At 52.4% G+C, this 16,521-nt stretch carries 17 protein-coding genes and 19 other annotated features; of the genes, 7 read left to right on the top strand and 10 right to left on the bottom strand.

The window, feature by feature from the left end; translation table 11 throughout:
- Nucleotides 1–19 precede the first annotated feature (19 nt).
- Nucleotides 20–25: a ribosome-binding site (putative RBS for yhgN; RegulonDB:STMS1H003531), on the top strand.
- Nucleotides 20–403, top strand: a protein-coding gene (gene yhgN, locus STM3540; RefSeq protein ID NP_452851.1) for a putative inner membrane protein. Within the gene, nt 23–403 belong to an annotated coding region; the region does not span the whole gene. It overlaps the preceding feature by 6 nt.
- Here the strand turns inward: yhgN and gntU are convergent.
- The 5 genes from gntU to yhhX all read right to left on the bottom strand — a co-directional run bounded on the left by gntU (nt 320) and on the right by yhhX (nt 5,322).
- The gene (gene gntU, locus STM3541; protein NP_462442.1) for a low affinity gluconate permease occupies nt 320–1,673 on the bottom strand. Within the gene, nt 320–1,660 belong to an annotated coding region; the region does not span the whole gene. The genes yhgN and gntU overlap by 84 nt on opposite strands.
- Nucleotides 1,657–2,360, bottom strand: a protein-coding gene (gntK, locus tag STM3542) for a gluconate kinase 2 in GNT I system (protein NP_462443.1). Within the gene, nt 1,657–2,190 belong to an annotated coding region; the region does not span the whole gene. The genes gntU and gntK overlap by 17 nt, the downstream gene beginning before the upstream one ends.
- Nucleotides 1,668–1,673, bottom strand: a ribosome-binding site (putative RBS for gntU; RegulonDB:STMS1H003532). Its footprint overlaps the gene before it by 6 nt.
- Nucleotides 2,198–2,203 (bottom strand) — a ribosome-binding site (putative RBS for gntK; RegulonDB:STMS1H003533).
- The gene (gntR, locus tag STM3543; protein NP_462444.1) for a transcriptional repressor gnt-I occupies nt 2,329–3,331 on the bottom strand. Within the gene, nt 2,329–3,324 belong to an annotated coding region; the region does not span the whole gene. The genes gntK and gntR overlap by 32 nt, the downstream gene beginning before the upstream one ends.
- Nucleotides 2,333–2,341: a -10 signal (putative -10_signal for gntK; RegulonDB:STMLTH004603), on the bottom strand. Its footprint overlaps the gene before it by 9 nt.
- Nucleotides 2,352–2,360 (bottom strand) — a -35 signal (putative -35_signal for gntK; RegulonDB:STMLTH004603).
- Nucleotides 3,326–3,331: a ribosome-binding site (putative RBS for gntR; RegulonDB:STMS1H003534), on the bottom strand.
- Before the next feature lie 122 nt (nt 3,332–3,453).
- Nucleotides 3,454–4,164, bottom strand: a protein-coding gene (gene yhhW / locus STM3544; RefSeq protein ID NP_462445.1) for a putative cytoplasmic protein. Within the gene, nt 3,454–4,149 belong to an annotated coding region; the region does not span the whole gene.
- Nucleotides 4,159–4,164 (bottom strand) — a ribosome-binding site (putative RBS for yhhW; RegulonDB:STMS1H003535). Its footprint overlaps the gene before it by 6 nt.
- Before the next feature lie 108 nt (nt 4,165–4,272).
- The gene (gene yhhX / locus STM3545; protein NP_462446.1) for a putative oxidoreductase occupies nt 4,273–5,322 on the bottom strand. Within the gene, nt 4,273–5,310 belong to an annotated coding region; the region does not span the whole gene.
- Nucleotides 5,317–5,322: a ribosome-binding site (putative RBS for yhhX; RegulonDB:STMS1H003536), on the bottom strand. It overlaps the preceding gene by 6 nt.
- A 443-nt stretch (nt 5,323–5,765) precedes the next feature.
- Nucleotides 5,766–5,771 (top strand) — a ribosome-binding site (putative RBS for yhhY; RegulonDB:STMS1H003537).
- Between yhhX and yhhY the strand changes: the two genes are divergently transcribed.
- The 5 genes from yhhY (at nt 5,766) to STM3550 (ending at nt 10,579) form a co-directional block, all read left to right on the top strand.
- The gene (yhhY, locus tag STM3546) for a putative transferase (RefSeq protein ID NP_462447.1) occupies nt 5,766–6,267 on the top strand. Within the gene, nt 5,779–6,267 belong to an annotated coding region; the region does not span the whole gene. It overlaps the preceding feature by 6 nt.
- Before the next feature lie 258 nt (nt 6,268–6,525).
- Nucleotides 6,526–6,531, top strand: a ribosome-binding site (putative RBS for STM3547; RegulonDB:STMS1H003538).
- The gene (locus STM3547) for a putative transcriptional regulator of sugar metabolism (RefSeq protein ID NP_462448.3) occupies nt 6,526–7,746 on the top strand. Within the gene, nt 6,532–7,746 belong to an annotated coding region; the region does not span the whole gene. (Overlaps the previous feature by 6 nt.)
- Before the next feature lie 8 nt (nt 7,747–7,754).
- Nucleotides 7,755–7,760, top strand: a ribosome-binding site (putative RBS for STM3548; RegulonDB:STMS1H003539).
- Nucleotides 7,755–8,523, top strand: a protein-coding gene (locus STM3548; RefSeq protein ID NP_462449.1) for a putative cytoplasmic protein. Within the gene, nt 7,762–8,523 belong to an annotated coding region; the region does not span the whole gene. Its footprint overlaps the feature before it by 6 nt.
- Nucleotides 8,524–8,570: 47 nt before the next feature.
- Nucleotides 8,571–8,576 (top strand) — a ribosome-binding site (putative RBS for STM3549; RegulonDB:STMS1H003540).
- Nucleotides 8,571–9,548 (top strand): putative inner membrane protein gene (locus STM3549; RefSeq protein ID NP_462450.1). Within the gene, nt 8,577–9,548 belong to an annotated coding region; the region does not span the whole gene. It overlaps the preceding feature by 6 nt.
- Nucleotides 9,534–9,539, top strand: a ribosome-binding site (putative RBS for STM3550; RegulonDB:STMS1H003541). Its footprint overlaps the gene before it by 6 nt.
- Nucleotides 9,534–10,579 (top strand): putative phosphotriesterase gene (locus STM3550; protein ID NP_462451.1). Within the gene, nt 9,545–10,579 belong to an annotated coding region; the region does not span the whole gene. The genes STM3549 and STM3550 overlap by 15 nt, the downstream gene beginning before the upstream one ends.
- Nucleotides 10,580–10,623: 44 nt before the next feature.
- On the opposite strand, the gene ggt is transcribed toward STM3550, so the two are convergent.
- Nucleotides 10,624–12,382, bottom strand: a protein-coding gene (gene ggt / locus STM3551; RefSeq protein ID NP_462452.1) for a gamma-glutamyltranspeptidase. Within the gene, nt 10,624–12,366 belong to an annotated coding region; the region does not span the whole gene.
- Nucleotides 12,377–12,382 (bottom strand) — a ribosome-binding site (putative RBS for ggt; RegulonDB:STMS1H003542). It overlaps the preceding gene by 6 nt.
- A gap of 97 nt (nt 12,383–12,479) precedes the next feature.
- Nucleotides 12,480–12,485 (top strand) — a ribosome-binding site (putative RBS for yhhA; RegulonDB:STMS1H003543).
- Between ggt and yhhA the strand changes: the two genes are divergently transcribed.
- The gene (gene yhhA / locus STM3552) for a putative outer membrane protein (RefSeq protein NP_462453.1) occupies nt 12,480–12,908 on the top strand. Within the gene, nt 12,492–12,908 belong to an annotated coding region; the region does not span the whole gene. (Overlaps the previous feature by 6 nt.)
- A gap of 12 nt (nt 12,909–12,920) precedes the next feature.
- Here the strand turns inward: yhhA and ugpQ are convergent.
- The 4 genes from ugpQ to ugpA form a co-directional block, all read right to left on the bottom strand.
- The gene (ugpQ, locus tag STM3553) for a cytosolic glycerophosphodiester phosphodiesterase (RefSeq protein ID NP_462454.1) occupies nt 12,921–13,674 on the bottom strand. Within the gene, nt 12,921–13,661 belong to an annotated coding region; the region does not span the whole gene.
- Nucleotides 13,658–14,738 (bottom strand): sn-glycerol 3-phosphate transport protein gene (gene ugpC, locus STM3554; RefSeq protein ID NP_462455.1). Within the gene, nt 13,658–14,728 belong to an annotated coding region; the region does not span the whole gene. Before ugpC ends, ugpQ begins: the two co-directional genes overlap by 17 nt.
- Nucleotides 13,669–13,674, bottom strand: a ribosome-binding site (putative RBS for ugpQ; RegulonDB:STMS1H003544). (Overlaps the previous gene by 6 nt.)
- Nucleotides 14,730–15,589 (bottom strand): sn-glycerol 3-phosphate transport protein gene (gene ugpE / locus STM3555; protein ID NP_462456.1). Within the gene, nt 14,730–15,575 belong to an annotated coding region; the region does not span the whole gene. Before ugpE ends, ugpC begins: the two co-directional genes overlap by 9 nt.
- Nucleotides 14,733–14,738 (bottom strand) — a ribosome-binding site (putative RBS for ugpC; RegulonDB:STMS1H003545). Its footprint overlaps the gene before it by 6 nt.
- Nucleotides 15,572–16,475 (bottom strand): sn-glycerol 3-phosphate transport protein gene (ugpA, locus tag STM3556; RefSeq protein NP_462457.1). Within the gene, nt 15,572–16,459 belong to an annotated coding region; the region does not span the whole gene. The genes ugpE and ugpA overlap by 18 nt, the downstream gene beginning before the upstream one ends.
- Nucleotides 15,584–15,589, bottom strand: a ribosome-binding site (putative RBS for ugpE; RegulonDB:STMS1H003546). Its footprint overlaps the gene before it by 6 nt.
- Nucleotides 16,470–16,475, bottom strand: a ribosome-binding site (putative RBS for ugpA; RegulonDB:STMS1H003547). (Lies within the gene ugpA.)
- Nucleotides 16,476–16,521: the final 46 nt, after the last annotated feature.

Genomic DNA, 16,521 nt, shown 5'->3' on the forward strand with positions numbered 1-16,521 from the left:
AATGATAGCGAAGCCATCAGTAATGCGACTTATCCTGCCTTACCGCGCAAGCAGAAAGTCCAGTGGCGATTATCAGGGAATTTGCGTTAGGAAGGGAATCATTTCCGTCGCTGTTTTATTGATCCTAATTATGGATCAGCGTAGAAATTTGCCTGCTTTTATGCGCGTACTGAAACATGGCGAGGCAAAATGTCGTTGGGCGATTGCCATGCACACCTCAATAAAAAAACCGGGTAGCGATTACGCCTTACCCGGCTTACGGTGTCGATATGTGCCCGTTTCCAGGCCCGGTAAGCACCGCGCCACCGGGCAACAAGACTCAGCTCAGCAGTTGGAAAGCAATCATCCCGACAATCGCGCCGACCGTACCGAGGATAGTTTCCATCATCGTCCAGGTTTTTAACGTCTGCGCTTCGGTCGCGCCGGTAAATTTACCGAACAGCCAGAAGCCAGCGTCGTTAACATGAGAAACCACAATTGAACCGCCGGCGATACAGATAGAGAGCGCAGCCATCTGCGCGCCGGAGAAATTCAGTTGCTCTATGACCGGCATCACCAGACCGACCGCGGTTAAACACGCCACGGTCGCGGAACCCTGAATGATGCGCACTGCCGCCGCCAGCACAAAGCAGGTAATGGCAATCGGCAGTCCCATACCGGTTAACGCTTCGCCCAGCGCCGGGCCGACGCCGGAGTCAACCAGTACCTGTTTGAACACCCCGCCTGCGCCAATCACCAGCAGGATAATGCCCGCCGGTTGCAGCGCGTGGCCACAGATTTCCATCACTTTGTCTTTCGGCATCCCCTGACGCATCGCCAGGCCATAAATCGCTACCAGACAAGCGACCAGAATCGCAGTGAAGGGGTGACCGATAAACTCAAACCATTCGTAAGCGGTGGAACCTTCCGGCACAAAACGCGCGGCGATCGTTTTCAGCCCTACCAGCACCAACGGCAGCAGGATCAGCGACAGGCTGAAGCCGAAAGAAGGCATTTTGCCTTCGCCCAGATGCGGCTCGGTAATGTCTTCCGGTACATGCAGTTCAACGTAACGGCTGATGAAATTGCCCCACAGCGGCCCGGCGATAATCATGCCCGGAATGGCTGCGCACAGGCCAATCAGGATCATCCAGCCAAAGTCAGCGTGCATTTGGGATGCCAGCAGCATCGGCGCAGGTCCCGGCAGCAGGAACGCTGCGGCAGCCGCCACGCCCGCAAACAGCGGAATGACCAGCTTCACCAGGTTCGTTCCGGTGTGGCGCGCCATTGAGAACGCCACGCTTATCAGCAGCACAATCGCCACTTCAAAGAACAGCGGTAGCGCGCAAATCAGACCGGCCAGGCCAATGGCATAATGCGCGCGGCTATGACCGAAAGATTTCAGCATCTTGACGGCAATCTGATCGACCGCGCCGGTCTCGTGCAGAATCTTGCCGAACATCGCCCCCAGCGCGACCACAATCGCCAGGAATCCCAGCGTGCCGCCCATCCCTTTTTCCATGGTCGCGGCGATTTTATCAAGCGGCATCCCTGAAAAAAGCCCCGCGCCCATCGAGACGACCATTAACGCGACGAAGGCGTGCATACGCGCCTTCATCACCAAAAACAGCAGCAGTAAGACGGAACCGACGGCGGTTAAAACCAGTGTTAATGTACTCACAGCGTACTGCCTTTATTGATGACCTCAATGGTGCTCGCCACGACGCCTTCCAGCGGCTGGTCGATATCCACCACCAGAACATCGCGTTCGTCGGCACCCGGCTCTTGCAGCGTTTCAAACTGCGTCACCAGCATTTGGGTTTTGAAGAAATGACCTTTGCGCGCTTTCAGACGGCTTTCAATGACGTCGAAATCACCTTTCAGGTAGATAAAGGAGAGGTTCGGGTTTCCCTCGCGCAGCAGGTCGCGATAGTGTTTTTTCAGTGCGGAGCAGACGATCAGCGAGATTTTATTGGTACGCTGCATCGCGAAAGCGGCGTCGTTCAGCGCCTGTAACCACGGTTTGCGGTCATCATCATTCAACGGCTCGCCGGAAGCCATTTTTTCAATATTGCAGCGCGGATGCAGAAAATCGCCGTCCAGAAACGCGGCATGAAGCTGATGCGCCACGGCGCTTGCGACAGCGGATTTACCGCTGCCTGATACGCCCATCAGAACGTAAACGTGGTGATCATGATTAGTCGTGCTCAAAGCGGGCCCCCACTCTACAAGTTGCAAAATTTGTTACGGGTAACTGTTATCGGTAACATTGTCCAACCGCACCATTCACGACGCAATGACCATTCGTGCCAAAAGTGAATAAGTGTGAGCTACTTCAAAGTTGTCAGACTAAATAGATCCGCCCGGTGACAAGGTGAAACCTAAATCTAACATTTTCGGCGTGACCGTTTCGCCGCGAATGCGGGCCAACAGACGTTCCGCGCCAATGCTGCCCATTCGCTCGCGTGGCGTCAGGACGCTTGCCAGACGCGGTTCCATCACCTGGCCGATGTCATGACCGTGGAACCCGGCGATCGCCATGTCGTCCGGGATTTTTAGCCCCAGGCGCTGGCATTCGAAGGCCGCCCCCACCGCCAGGTCATCGTTGGTGCAAAAAATACCGTCAAGCTGTGGGTATTCGCGTCGCGCCTGGCGCATGAGTTCGATACCGGAAGAGTAGGATGAAGATTGCTCCATCATCACACTGTAAGGAACCAGCCCTGCGTCCCGCATCGCCTGTTCATAGCCCTTCTGCTTGATGATAGTACGTTCGTCGAGGCGCGCCCCCAGATAGGCGATATGACGATGACCACGCGCGATAATCGCGGCGGTCATCTGACGGGCGGCCTCGAAGTTATCAAAACCGACGGCAATATCGAGACACGGCGACTGGCTGTCCATCAGTTCCACCACCGGAATCCCGGCGACTTCGATCATTTTTAAGGTGCGCGGCGTATGGGTACGCTCAGTGAGGATCAGGCCGTCGATATTCCAGGAGAGCATCGATTCCAGGCGCTCCTGCTCCATCTCCGGTTTATAGCCGTAGTGCGCCAGCATGGTTTGATAACCATGCGCGTCGGTGACAGCCTCAATGCCGCGTAACACTTCCGCAAAGACCTGGTTGGTTAAAGACGGCAGCAGAACGCCAATGGCGCGACTGGTGGCGTTGGAAAGAATGTCAGGCGCGCGATTAGGAATGTACCCGAGCTCATCAAGCGCAGCCGCAATTTTACCCCGCAGCGCGACGGAGACCTGCTCCGGATTACGCAAAAAACGGCTGACCGTCATTTTGGTCACGCCCACACGGTCGGCCACATCCTGAAGTACGGGTCTTTTCTTTTTCATCGTCCTGAAAGGTATAAAAGGGATAGATTTGCCCAGTTTACCACGGACATGCGGAATTAATGACAAACGATGAAAAGCCGGATGGCAACGCTTTCGCGTCTTATCCGGCCTACAAAAGGTTACAGCACGTTAAACTGGCGGCAAGTCAAACAGCAACACTTCACTGTCGCTGTCGGCATGAATCGAGATTGCCTGCTCATCCCAAATCGCCAGGCCGTCGCTGGTGGTGGCTTTGGTGCCGTTAATGGTCACGTTACCTTTTACCACCTGGATCCAGACGCGGCGCTCAGCGGCAATCTGATGCACCGACTGCTCATCTTTGAGCAGCGCCCAGCGGTACAGCTCCATATCCTGGTGGACCTTCAGCGAACCATCGCGAGCATCTGGCGAAAGCACCAGTTGCTTGCCCTGCGCGGCGTCGAAGCGGCGCTGTTCGTAGCGCGGCGTGATGCCGGTTTCTTGCGGAATGATCCAGATCTGGTACAGCCGCAGACGATCCGTTTTGCTCGGGTTGTACTCGGAGTGGCGAACGCCGGTCCCGGCGCTCATAATCTGGAATTCACCGGCCGGAACCTGTTCTTTATTGCCCATACTGTCCTGGTGTTCTACGGCGCCTTCCAGTACATAGGTCAAAATTTCCATGTCTTTATGCGGATGCGTGCCGAAACCCTGGCCTGCGTCGATCACATCGTCGTTAATCACACGCAGCGCCGAGAACCCCATAAAGTTCGGATCGTAATAATCGGCAAAAGAAAAGGTATGCCAGGAGTCAAGCCAGCCATGATTCGCATGACCGCGGTCGTTTGCTTTGCGTAAGTAGATCATTGTGTTCACCCCCAGATGTTTTCGATGGAATAAGTGTGGACTCATTCCGTCCGGGATCATAGAGGGTGAAAATTGACTCCTCTGTTCAAAAAATATGAATAAGCGCAGAGGAGTCTGTAAGGGCTATTTAGCCAGGGTTATCGTCGCAGGCGTTGCCTGTTCGAAGGCACGTTCGAGGATTTCCAGGTTGGTAAGAACTTCAGATTCCTTGACGTAATTAGGCGTACCGACGGTCAACGTCTGGTACAGCGCATCATAGACGCGACCATAGTCACCCGTTTCCGGTTTCACCTCTTCTTTCACCGTAACGCCGTCGTCATTGACATACTCCAGCACGCCGACGGATTCGTCAGCGGCGAAACCGGGTTCACCAGGCATAATGTTCGCTTTCAGGCTGGTTTCTTGTTGATCGATACCGTATTTCACAAACGAACCTTTGGTGCCGTGAACAATAAACTTCGGATAGTCGATTTTCACCAGATGGCTGGTTTTCACAATGGCTTTCAGGTCACCGTAGAACAATTGCGCTTCAAAGGTGTCATCCGGATTCGCTTTATTACGCAGGCTACGAATGTCATACGCGACATGATCCGGGCGGCCAAATAGCGAAATAATTTGATCCATAGTGTGGACGCCAAGTCCGTAGAAAGCGCCATCCTGCGGCAGGCCCGGTTTGGTTTCCGCCACGGGTCGGTAGTAGTCAAAATGGCTTTCAACTTCGACAATCTTGCCCAGTTTCCCGCTCTCAATCGCTTTTTTAGCAGTGAGAAAACAGGAATCAAAACGCCGATTCTGATACGGCGTGACGGTCAGTCCTTTGCTTCGCGCCAGGTCGAACAACACTTTTGCCTCCGCCAGCGTCGGCGTGAAAGGTTTCTCAACCAGCACATTTTTACCCGCTTCCAGCGCGCGTTTAGCGTATTCGAAATGGCTGTCAGCATGCGTACAGACGATCACCAGTTTTACCTGCGGATCGCCCAACACCTCATCCAGATCGCTGGTGAAGTGAATATGCGAATACTGCGGCGCCTGCTCTTCCGGTTTAGCGTGACGACGGAAAATATGCGCGACATGCCAGGTATCTTTCCGATTCAGAACATAGGGGAGATGGTAACGGGTGGTACTTTTGCCGAATCCAATAAATGCGCAGTGTAAGGTCATGAGACGATCCTTTTGAAGATGATTGTCTACACCATAGCGTAAAGCGTGAGGAGACTGAATGTTGGATTCTTTGCCGGATGCGGCGTTGCCTTTTTGGGCCTACAAAAGCAGATGCCTCAAGATCGGCCGTCGGCGTCGCGGTCAGTTTGTTCACGGCAAGCGCGCAGGGCCCGGAGCGTACTAAATGTACGTGAGGAGCACGAGCACTTCCCGGGGACAAAATGACAAGTAAGCCAGGCTGAAACAAAACCCAAAAAAAAAGCCAGCAAAAGCTGGCCAAAATAATACTGGAAGCAATGTGAGCAATGTCGTGCTTTCAGGTTCTCCGTAGGGGTTCCCCTGAATGCAAGGCAATAATAATCATTCTCATTCGCAGTTGTCTACTTCTTTTTGCAAAAAAAATGCGGTTGACGGAATTTTCTTTCTCAGCGAGTGTAAATACACAATTAACCCTGCAGGAGATAAGGAATGAGTGAAATAGTGATACGCCACGCTGAACCGAAAGATTACGATGCCATTCGTCAGATCCACGCCCAGCCGGAGGTGTACCACAACATGCTACAGGTTCCTCATCCTTCCCTCGAAATGTGGCAGGCGCGGCTAACCGAGCAAGCCGGGGTTAAACAACTGGTTGCCTGCATTGACGATATTGTCGTTGGCCATCTTTCTATTCAGGTCACCCAACGTCCTCGCCGCAGCCACGTGGCCGATTTTGGCATCTGCGTGGATGCCCGGTGGCACAATCGCGGCATTGCCAGCGCGCTGATCCGCACGATGATCGACATGTGCGACAACTGGCTGCGCGTTGACCGTATTGAGTTAACGGTGTTTGTTGATAACGAGCCCGCCGTGGCGGTGTATAAGAAGTACGGCTTTGAAATCGAAGGCACCGGTAAGAAATACGGCCTGCGCAACGGTGAGTACGTTGATGCGTACTTTATGGCGCGCGTGAAATAACGCTTCCCCGCCCCACCCTGTGGGGCGAAACGTCACAAACCTTCACAACATTCCAGTTATTGCAACCTACTTCCCCTATATCAAAACAATAACCATCTGAATTTCATGGTTATTACCACTTTAAGCTTTATCACCGTTTTTTCCGTAATTTTAGCAATATTAATATTACATTTTTGTTTTTTTTTGGTTTCTGCCATCACTTTATGGTGACAATCACAACAATATACTCCTCCCGGGACTAATTTAACCACGGTGAGGTAAAAAATGAAATTTGAACGCCATCATAGAATATTGAAGGAACTCAGTATTTCGGGAGTTGTAAAAGTTTCAAATCTGGCGAAAAGTCTCAAGGTAACAAAGGAAACTATTCGTTCAGATCTCAATGAACTTGCCGGACAGGGATATCTTACTCGCTGTCATGGTGGTGCATTTATTACCCTTGATTCTCTTGATAACGTCGCAAAAAATGAAATTGCTTATGTGCTGGAAAAATATGAATCAGCGCAGAAAATAAAAAAAGGTCTCTCTGCCATGAAAAATAATGTATGTGTTATTGGCTCGTTCAATGTTGATATTATCAGTTATCTACCGAGATTACCCTCAACGGGAGAATCATTGCTGGCCGATAAATTTATTTTTTCACCCGGCGGTAAGGGATGTAATCAGGCATTAGCAGCAAGCTATGCCGATTCTGATGTGCATTTTATTACTAAAGTCGGCTCAGATCATTTTAGTGATTACGCCATTAATTTTATAAACTCATCAAAAATCCATAAAAGTGTTATCTACCAGACCAAAGAAACACAAACAGGTACAGCAACCATCATGGTGAATGGAGATACCGGAGATAACGTCATCGCTATCTACCCTGGCGCCAACATGACAATTTCCCCTGATGAAATCACCATTCAGAAAGAAGCCATTGTTCATTCAGATATTGTTCTTGTCCAACTGGAGACGAATTACGAAGCGCTGCAGCAAACAATTCGTCTCGCACAAAAAAATGACATACCGGTCATCATCAATCCAGCGCCGTACAATGACATGGTTAACACCATCATTGATAACATTGATTATATTACGCCAAATGAAACGGAAGCAGGCCTGCTGGCCAATATGGCGGTTAATGATATCGAATCAGCCAAATGCGCGGCCAAAATTATTCATCAGAAAGGCGTCAAAAATACCATTATTACATTAGGTAGCAAAGGTTCGCTTGCTTATGATGGCACACAATTCATCTATTCCCCGGCATTTCCGGCAGTTGTAAAAAATACGGCGGGAGCGGGTGACGCTTTCAATGGTGCCCTCGCATCTGGTCTTGCAAAAGGAAAGTCACTGGCATCCGCATTGTGCTACGCCAGCGCATTTGCCTCACTTGCGGTTGAAACGCCTAATGCCTCTGATATGCCGGAAAACGACTCCGTTCTTCATCGTATTCAGGGTTCACATTACAAACAAACTATCTCTACTCACTAAATCAAGGAGCAGACTATGAACAATACGCAGAAAAAACTAAAGGTGCTCTTTATTGGAGAATCCTGGCATATTCATATGATTCATTCAAAAGGTTATGACAGTTTCACCTCCAGTAAATATGAAGAAGGCGCTACATGGTTACTGGAATGCTTGAGGAAAGGCGGCGTTGATATTGATTACATGCCTGCCCACACGGTACAAATTGCCTTTCCAGAGAGTATTGACGAATTAAACCGTTACGATGTTATTGTTATTAGCGACATTGGTAGTAATACCTTCCTGTTGCAAAACGAGACATTTTATCAGCTAAAAATAAAACCAAACGCTCTGGAGTCCATTAAAGAGTACGTCAAAAATGGCGGTGGACTACTCATGATTGGTGGCTATCTGTCGTTCATGGGTATTGAGGCAAAAGCCAATTATAAGAACACCGTTCTTGCTGAGGTTCTGCCAGTTATTATGCTTGATGGCGATGACCGGGTAGAAAAGCCCGAGGGTATCTGTGCTGAGGCTGTCTCACCTGAACATCCTGTTGTTAACGGGTTCTCAGATTATCCGGTATTTCTTGGATATAACCAGGCCGTCGCCAGAGACGATGCCGATGTCGTATTAACAATAAATAATGACCCATTGTTAGTGTTCGGTGAATACCAACAGGGTAAAACCGCCTGCTTTATGAGTGACTGCTCCCCACACTGGGGAACCCAGCAGTTTATGTCATGGCCGTTTTATACCGACCTGTGGGTCAACACGCTTCAATTCATCGCCAGAAAATAAAAAACAATGGAGTAACGAAAGTTACTCCTTTTATAAAATATAAGGATTGATGTATGAACAAGAATAAGTACTCAACCCCCTTACTGATGCTTGCCACCATCTTAGCCGGTATGCTTTCCCCGATGCAGTCTGCCGTTAATGGGCAGTTAGGACATTGGTTACAAGACGGTAATGCTTGCGCAGTAATCTCGTTTGCCAGCGGTCTGGTCGTCATGTTTTTTATTATTATTGCGCGCAAAGAAACACGCCAGCAATTCGCCTCAATCCCTACTCTGATTAAAAAGAGAAAAATCCCGCTATGGAATTGGTTTGCAGGATTATGCGGGGCGATGGTCGTATTTTCTGAAGGCGCATCCGCCAGCGCGCTGGGCGTTGCCACCTTTCAAACGGCATTAATTTCCGCCCTGCTCCTTTCCGGACTGCTGTGCGACCGTTTTGGCATCGGTGTGGAGGAGAAGAAATATTTTACGCCATGGCGCATTACTGGCGCATTGTTCGCCGTTATCGCCACCATTTTTGTCGTGTCGCCACAGTGGCACTCAACCTCGTTTATCCTGCTCGCTATCCTCCCCTTTTTGGCAGGGTTACTCGCTGGCTGGCAGCCTGCGGGGAATGCGAAAGTCGCCGAGGCAACGGGCTCCATGCTGGTGTCCATTACATGGAACTTCATCGTCGGCTTTTGTGTCCTGGGCGCGGCGCTGGCGATACGTATCGCATTAGGCCATGTCACCATCCAGTTACCCGATACATGGTGGATGTATCTCGGTGGTCCGCTGGGTCTGCTGTCCATCGGGCTAATGGCGATTCTGGTGAGAGGCTTAGGGCTATTGATGCTGGGCGTAGCGTCAACAGCAGGCCAACTGCTTGGCTCAGTGCTAATTGATGAATTGATCCCTTCATTAGGCAATACGGTCTACCTGGTCACCATCATCGGTACGCTGTTCGCGTTAGTCGGTGCGATTGTGACCACCATCCCTGAATACAGAGCATCCAAAATGGCGCAAAGAATAGAGGTGTCAGAATGAAAGGTTTCCTGCAAACCGTAACAGGCCCGGTGGCGCATACGGATATGGGGCTGACGCTACCGCATGAACATCTGTTTAACGATCTGTCTTCGGTCGTAGACGAGCCACATTATGCTTTTTCACAGCAACTGGTGGGAAAGAAAGTCAGTGCTGACCTGCAGTGGGGACTGAAACACGACCCATACTGCTGCGCCGATAACATGGACCGCAAAGAGATTGATGATGTTATCTTCGAAATCAATAACTTTATGTCTTTGGGCGGCAGGACGATTGTCGACGCCACCGGATCAGAATCCATTGGACGGGACGCCTCAGCGCTGCGAGAAGTTGCCTTAAAAACGGGTTTGAATATCGTTGCGTCATCCGGACCTTATCTGGAGAAATTTGAAAGTACCCGGATCCATAAACCTGTTGAGCTGTTAGCCTCACTCATTGATAAAGAACTGAATCAGGGTATTGGCGAGACGGATATTCGCGCTGGCATGATCGGTGAAATCGGCGTATCCCCCGCGTTTACCCAAGCGGAGCGTAACAGCCTGCGGGCAGCGTCTCTGGCACAATGTAACAACCCCCACACGGCAATGAATATCCATATGCCGGGGTGGCTGCGGCTGGGGGATGAGGTGCTGGATATCGTGCTGGAAGAAATGAACGTCTCTCCGGCAAAAGTCTCGCTGGCGCATTCGGACCCTTCAGGAAAAGATGTCGTCTATCAACGTAAAATGCTCGACCGTGGCGTATGGCTTGAATTTGACATGATTGGTCTGGACATCACCTTCCCAAAAGAAGGTGTCGCGCCGGGCGTTCAGGAGACCGCAGATGCAGTAGCGAATCTGATTGCACTGGGTTACGCCGACCAAATCGTTTTAAGCCATGATGTTTTTCTCAAACAGATGTGGGCGAAAAATGGCGGAAATGGCTGGGGGTTTGTCCCGAATGTCTTCCTCGCCTATCTGGCTGCTCGCGGAGTAGACAACGATACTCTGCGCAAGCTTTGTATTGATAATCCAGCCCGATTACTCACGGCATAATCTGCAAATAGCCCGGTGTCTGACACCGGGCCTGGAATTAAAAATCAGTATCCCGCCGTTAAATCATCCACCGAACGCGGGTCGGAAGCGCCATACAGTTCACCATCCGGTCCAACCATAATACTTTGGGTGCTGCCCATCGCTTCTTTCAGCGCCACTTTCTGCCCTTTCTGTTCCAGCAACTTTAGCGTATCGGGGCTGAAGCCCTTTTCTACCCGCAGTTCGTCCGGCAACCATTGATGATGGAAACGCGGCGCGTTGGTCGCTTCGGCGACGTTCATGCCAAAATCAATGCTATTCACTACCATTTGCAGCACAGTAGTGATGATTCGACTCCCGCCAGGGCTGCCGGTCACCAGCCAGGTTTTGCCCTCTTTAACGACGATAGTGGGCGACATCGACGACAGCGGACGCTTCTTCGGACCGACCGCGTTAGCATCGCCGCCCACCAGGCCATAAACATTAGGTACACCGGGTTTAGCAGAAAAATCATCCATTTGATTATTCAGCAGAATACCGGTATTTCCCGCCACAATTCCTGTGCCGAAGGTGGTGTTCAGGGTATAGGTCACCGCCACAGCATTGCCGTCTTTATCCACCACCGAGAAGTGGGTGGTCTGGTTGCTTTCATACGGGGCGAGCTTGCCCGGTTTTATCTGGCTGGAAGGTTTGGCCTTGTTGATATCAATTTGATCGGCCAGCGTTTTCGCATAGGCTTTGTGGGTCAGCGCCTGCCACGGCACTTTCACAAAGTCCGGATCGCCCAGATACTCTGAGCGGTCAGCGTAGGCGTATTTTTCCGCTTCCGCCATGATTTGCATGGCATCGGCGCTGCCAAAGCCGTACTTCTTCATGTCGAAATTTTCAAGAATATTAAGGATCTGTACGATGTGAATACCGCCCGAGGATGGCGGCGGCATGGAGAAGACCTGATACCCGCGATAGTCACCGCTGATTGGCGTACGCTCAACGGCTTTATAGTTGGCTAAATCCTCTTTGGTCATCAGACCGCCGTTCTTCTGCATTTCTCCGGCTATTTGGTCAGCAATCGCCCCTTTATAAAACGCATCCGGGCCGTTTTCGGCAATCATTTCCAGGCTTTTCGCCAGATTCTTCTGGACCAGCTTATCGCCTTTTTTCAGCGGCTCGCCGTCTTTCCAGAAAATGGCTTTGCTGTTCTCATGGTTGAGGATCACTTCGCTGCCGTAAGTTTTTAAGTCGTTGGCCAGCGCATCGTTAACCACAAAACCCTCTTCCGCCAGCTTCATCGCCGGACGCACCACTTTATTCAGCGGCATCGTGCCGTATTTCTCCAGCGCCAGCGAGAACCCCGCCACGGTACCCGGCGTACCGGATGCCAGATGCGACGTCAGCGACTTTTTCGCATCGGCGTTACCCTGATCGTCGAGGAACATATCACGGGTCGCGCCAGCAGGCGCCATTTCACGAAAATCGATCGCCGTGGTAGCGCCATCTTTAGTGCGCAGCAGCATAAATCCCCCGCCGCCCAGATTTCCGGCTTGCGGATGCGTGACAGCCAGCGCATAGCCCACGGCGACGGCGGCATCCACGGCATTACCGCCCTGCTTTAAGATATCCACGCCAACCTGCGTCGCCATTGCATCCACCGAGGCCACCATCCCTTGCGTCGCCCGCACAGGATGAAAGACATCTTCTTCAACACCATAGGAGACTGGCGGCGCGACGGGAGGATTGGCCACCGCGCTAAACGTCCCCCCGGCCAGCAGAGCGGCGATCGCCACCCAGCGCATAAACGTTGGTTTCATCGTTGTTTTTCTCCAGATAAATGGGTGTATGTCCCGTTTAATCCTGGCCCACAACGCTTAAAAAATCATCATCATGGCGAAATAGAGGTACACTTAAAAAGAGGCCTCATCGGGAGGAGACGACAATGAAACGCTTACTACTTATTACGGCTTTGTTACCCTTTGCTGTATTGGCCCAGCCAATTAACACTATGAATAATCCTAATCAGCCAGGTTATCAGATCCCCAGCCAGCAGCGTATGCAGACGCAGATGCAAACGCAGCAGATTCAGCAGCAGGGTATGTTGAAACAACAGATGCAAACGCAGGCGCGCAGCCAGCAGCAAAATCTACAGTCGCAGTTGAATGCCAATACGCAGCGGGTTCAGCAGGGACAGCCGGGCAACGGTATGCTCGGTCAGCAAACGCTGCCCAATACGCAGGGCGGAATGCTCAGCGGCAGTGGAAATCCGGACCGGATGCTAAACCATTCCCAGCCAATGTTGCAGCAGGACAGCGGGACGCCGCAGCCTGACATCCCGCTGAAAACCATCAGCCCTTAAAACTGACGGCCCTTAAAACTGAAAGTGAGGGCCGATGTCATCAATGCGATCGGTGCAGATACAATCCACGCCCCAGCGCAGCAGCTCTGCCGCCCGCTGGGGCTGATTGACGGTATACACCAGAATCCGCAGACCCGCGGCTTTAATCTCTTGCACTCGCGTCTCATCGAGTAATTTATGGTTGAGATGGAGGGAAACACAGCCCAGACGGGTCGTCAGTTCACGCCAGTCTTCACGCCATTTATCCAGCAGTAACCCGCGCGGCAGTTCAGGTGCTGCCGCCTGCGCCGCTTCCAGCGCCTCTATCTCAAAGGAAGAAAGCAGCGGCGGCGTCATCCCGGCCCACAGTTCGCGGGCGGCCAACGCCACGACGCGTCCTGTTAGCCTTCCGCTCCCCGTTGTCGGTTTGATCTCAATATTTGCCATCATGCCGTGTTTACGGCAGCGCTCCGCCACCTGCGAGAGCAGCGGCAGCGGCTCGCCTTTAAATTCGCCGCTAAACCAACCGCCAGCGTCCACACGCAATAAATCCTGCCAGTTCAACTCGCCCGCCACGCCCCAACCATTGCTGGTGCGCTCCAGGTTATCGTCATGCAGCAGGAAAATTTCGCCGTCTTTCGACAGCTTGGCATCAAACTCAATCATGGTGTGCCCGTATCGCGCGCCCACGTCAATCGCCGCCAGAGTGTTTTCCGGCGCCAGTTTACCGCCGCCGCGATGGGCGACAATGTGGGGATAAGGCCAGTTACTCATACACGTTGTCCTGTTTCGCCATCAAAAAGATGTCGCTGATGTTCCGGCAGATGCAGCCATAGCGTACTGCCCGCCGCCGGGCGCTGCTGATGCGCCAACCGCACCACCAGTTTCTGATCGCCCCAGCGCCCATGCGCCAGATTATCCGCGCCCAGAATCTCCAGCGTATCTACCGTTAGCGGCACGCCGCCTTCCGCCTGCGAGCTTAACGCAATATGCTCCGGTCGGATACCCAGCGTCATGTTACGTCCGGCATGACCCCGATAGTCCGCACCTATCGGTAACGCCAGACCGCCAGGCAATTCGAAACGGTCGCCGGAAGCGCTGATAACGCCATCCAACAGGTTCATCGCCGGGCTGCCGATAAAGCTCGCCACGAAGCGACTGGCCGGTTTTTCATATACCTCTACCGGCGTGCCAATCTGTTCTGCGACGCCTTTATTCATCACCATCACCCGCTGGGCCAGCGTCATCGCCTCTACCTGATCGTGAGTAACATAGAGCGAGGTGGTACGAAGACGACGATGCAGATGTTGTAACTCCAGACGCATCTGCACGCGCAGCTTGGCGTCGAGGTTAGAGAGCGGTTCGTCGAATAAAAAGACTGCCGGCTCGCGGACGATCGCGCGCCCCATTGCCACGCGCTGCCGTTGACCGCCGGAAAGCTCGCGTGGACGGCGTTTAAGCAGGCCGTCCAGCTCCAGAATGCGCGCCGCCTCCCGCACACGTTCTTCAATATGCGCTTTGCTCATACCACGAATTTTTAGTCCCCACGCCATGTTCTCCTCTACGCTCATATGGGGATAGAGAGCATAGTTCTGAAATACCATCGCGATGCCGCGATCTTTGGGCTCCATCTCGGTGACCCGTTTGCGATCAATCCAGATATCGCCGCTGGTCACGCGTTCCAGACCAGCCACCATCCGCAACAACGTTGATTTGCCGCAGCCGGACGGCCCGACCATCACGATAAATTCGCCATCCGCCACGTCCAGCGTCAGCGGTTGAATGACCTGGGTTTTGCCGTCCCAGCTTTTGGTTACTGCCTGTAGTTTTAAACCAGCCATTTTATTTCTCACTATCGACCAGGCCACGCACAAACGCGCGCTGCATGGCTAACACAATTACGACCGGAGGGATAAGGGTGAGCAGCATTGCCGCCATCACCTGGTTCCATTGCGTGGTACCTTCGCCGGTGGCGATCATCCCTTTGATACCCGCTACGGCAGTGCCAAGATTCACGTCGGTGATAATCAACAGCGGCCACAGATACTGGTTCCAGCCGTAGATAAAGGTGATGACGAATAACGCCGCCAGGTTGGTTTTTGACAGCGGCAACACGATGTCGCGGAAAAAGCGCATCGGCGACGCGCCGTCAATACGGGCCGCCTCCACCAGTTCATCCGGAAGCGTCATGAAGAACTGACGAAACAGGAAAGTGGCGGTAGCGGACGCCATCAGCGGTAGCGTCAGACCAGCATAGCTGTCGAGCATTTTCAGGTTGGCGATCACTTCTACCGTCGGGAAGATACGCACTTCAACCGGCAGCATCAGGGTGATAAAAATCATCCAGAAGAACAGGTTACGCAGGGGAAAACGAAACCAGACGATGGCGAATGCGGAAAGCATAGATACCGTGATTTTGCCTACCGTAATGCTGAACGCCATAATGAAACTGTTAAGCATCATCAGCCAGAATGGCGCGCTATTAACACCGACGCCGTTGACCCAAATAGTTTTGATATTCTCCAGTAACTGCGTGCCGGGAAGCAGCGTCATCGGCGTCTCAAACACCGCACGGTCGTCCAGCGTCGCCGCGACAAACGCGACATACAGCGGAAACAAAATGACCGCGATCCCCAGAATCAGCATGGTATGGCTGAATATTGTCAGCCCGCGACGATTCTCTATCATTGGTAACGCACCTTACTTTCCACATAGCGGAACTGCACCACCGTCAGAATGATGACGAGGAACATCAACACTACCGACTGCGCGGCGGACGCCGAGAGATCCAGGCCGGTAAACCCTTCGCGATAAATCTTATAAATCAGCGTCGTAGTGGCTTGTACCGGCCCGCCGGCGGTCGCGGCGTCGATCACCGGGAAGGTGTCGAAAAAGGCGTACACCAGGTTGACCACCAGCAGGAAGAAACTGACCGGCGCAATAAGCGGCAAAGAAAGCCGGAAGAAACGACGAATCGGCCCGGCGCCGTCAATGGCCGCCGCTTCCACCAGCGAGCGGGGAATGGATTGCAGCGCGGCAAAGAAGAATAAAAAGTTGTAACTAATCTGCTTCCAGACTGACGCAAATACCACCAGGAACATCGCCTGACCGCTGTTTTGCGCGTGGTTCCAGTCATAGCCGAATTCGCCAAGGAAATGGGTGATTAATCCCCGCCCCGGGTTAAACAGGAAAATCCACAATACGGCGGCGACGGCGGGCGCGACGGCATAAGGCAGCAGCATCAGCGTCTGATAAAAACGGCTGCCGCGCACCACGTAATCCACCAGGGCGGCGAAAAACAGCGAGACCAGCAGGCCGCTAAACGTGACCAGCGCGCTGAATTTAATCGTCGTCCAGAAGGCGTCGAGATAATAACTGTCGTGAAAAAGCGCGACGAAATTCTCCAGCCCGACAAATTGGCTGGAAAAACCAAACGGATCGACGCTTTGCAGCGAATACCACAGCGCTTCGCCCGCAGGCCAGATAAAGAAAATAACGGTGATAACCAACTGCGGGGCAACCAGTAAATACGGCAGCCAGCGCGAGCGGAACACCGGACGGGATGATGACATGAAGGTTCTTTTCCTGGAAGGTGCCGGATGGCGGTGCATGCACCTTATCCGGCACTTATACA

The organism is Salmonella enterica subsp. enterica serovar Typhimurium str. LT2 (assembly GCF_000006945.2).
Lineage (GTDB): Bacteria > Pseudomonadota > Gammaproteobacteria > Enterobacterales > Enterobacteriaceae > Salmonella > Salmonella enterica.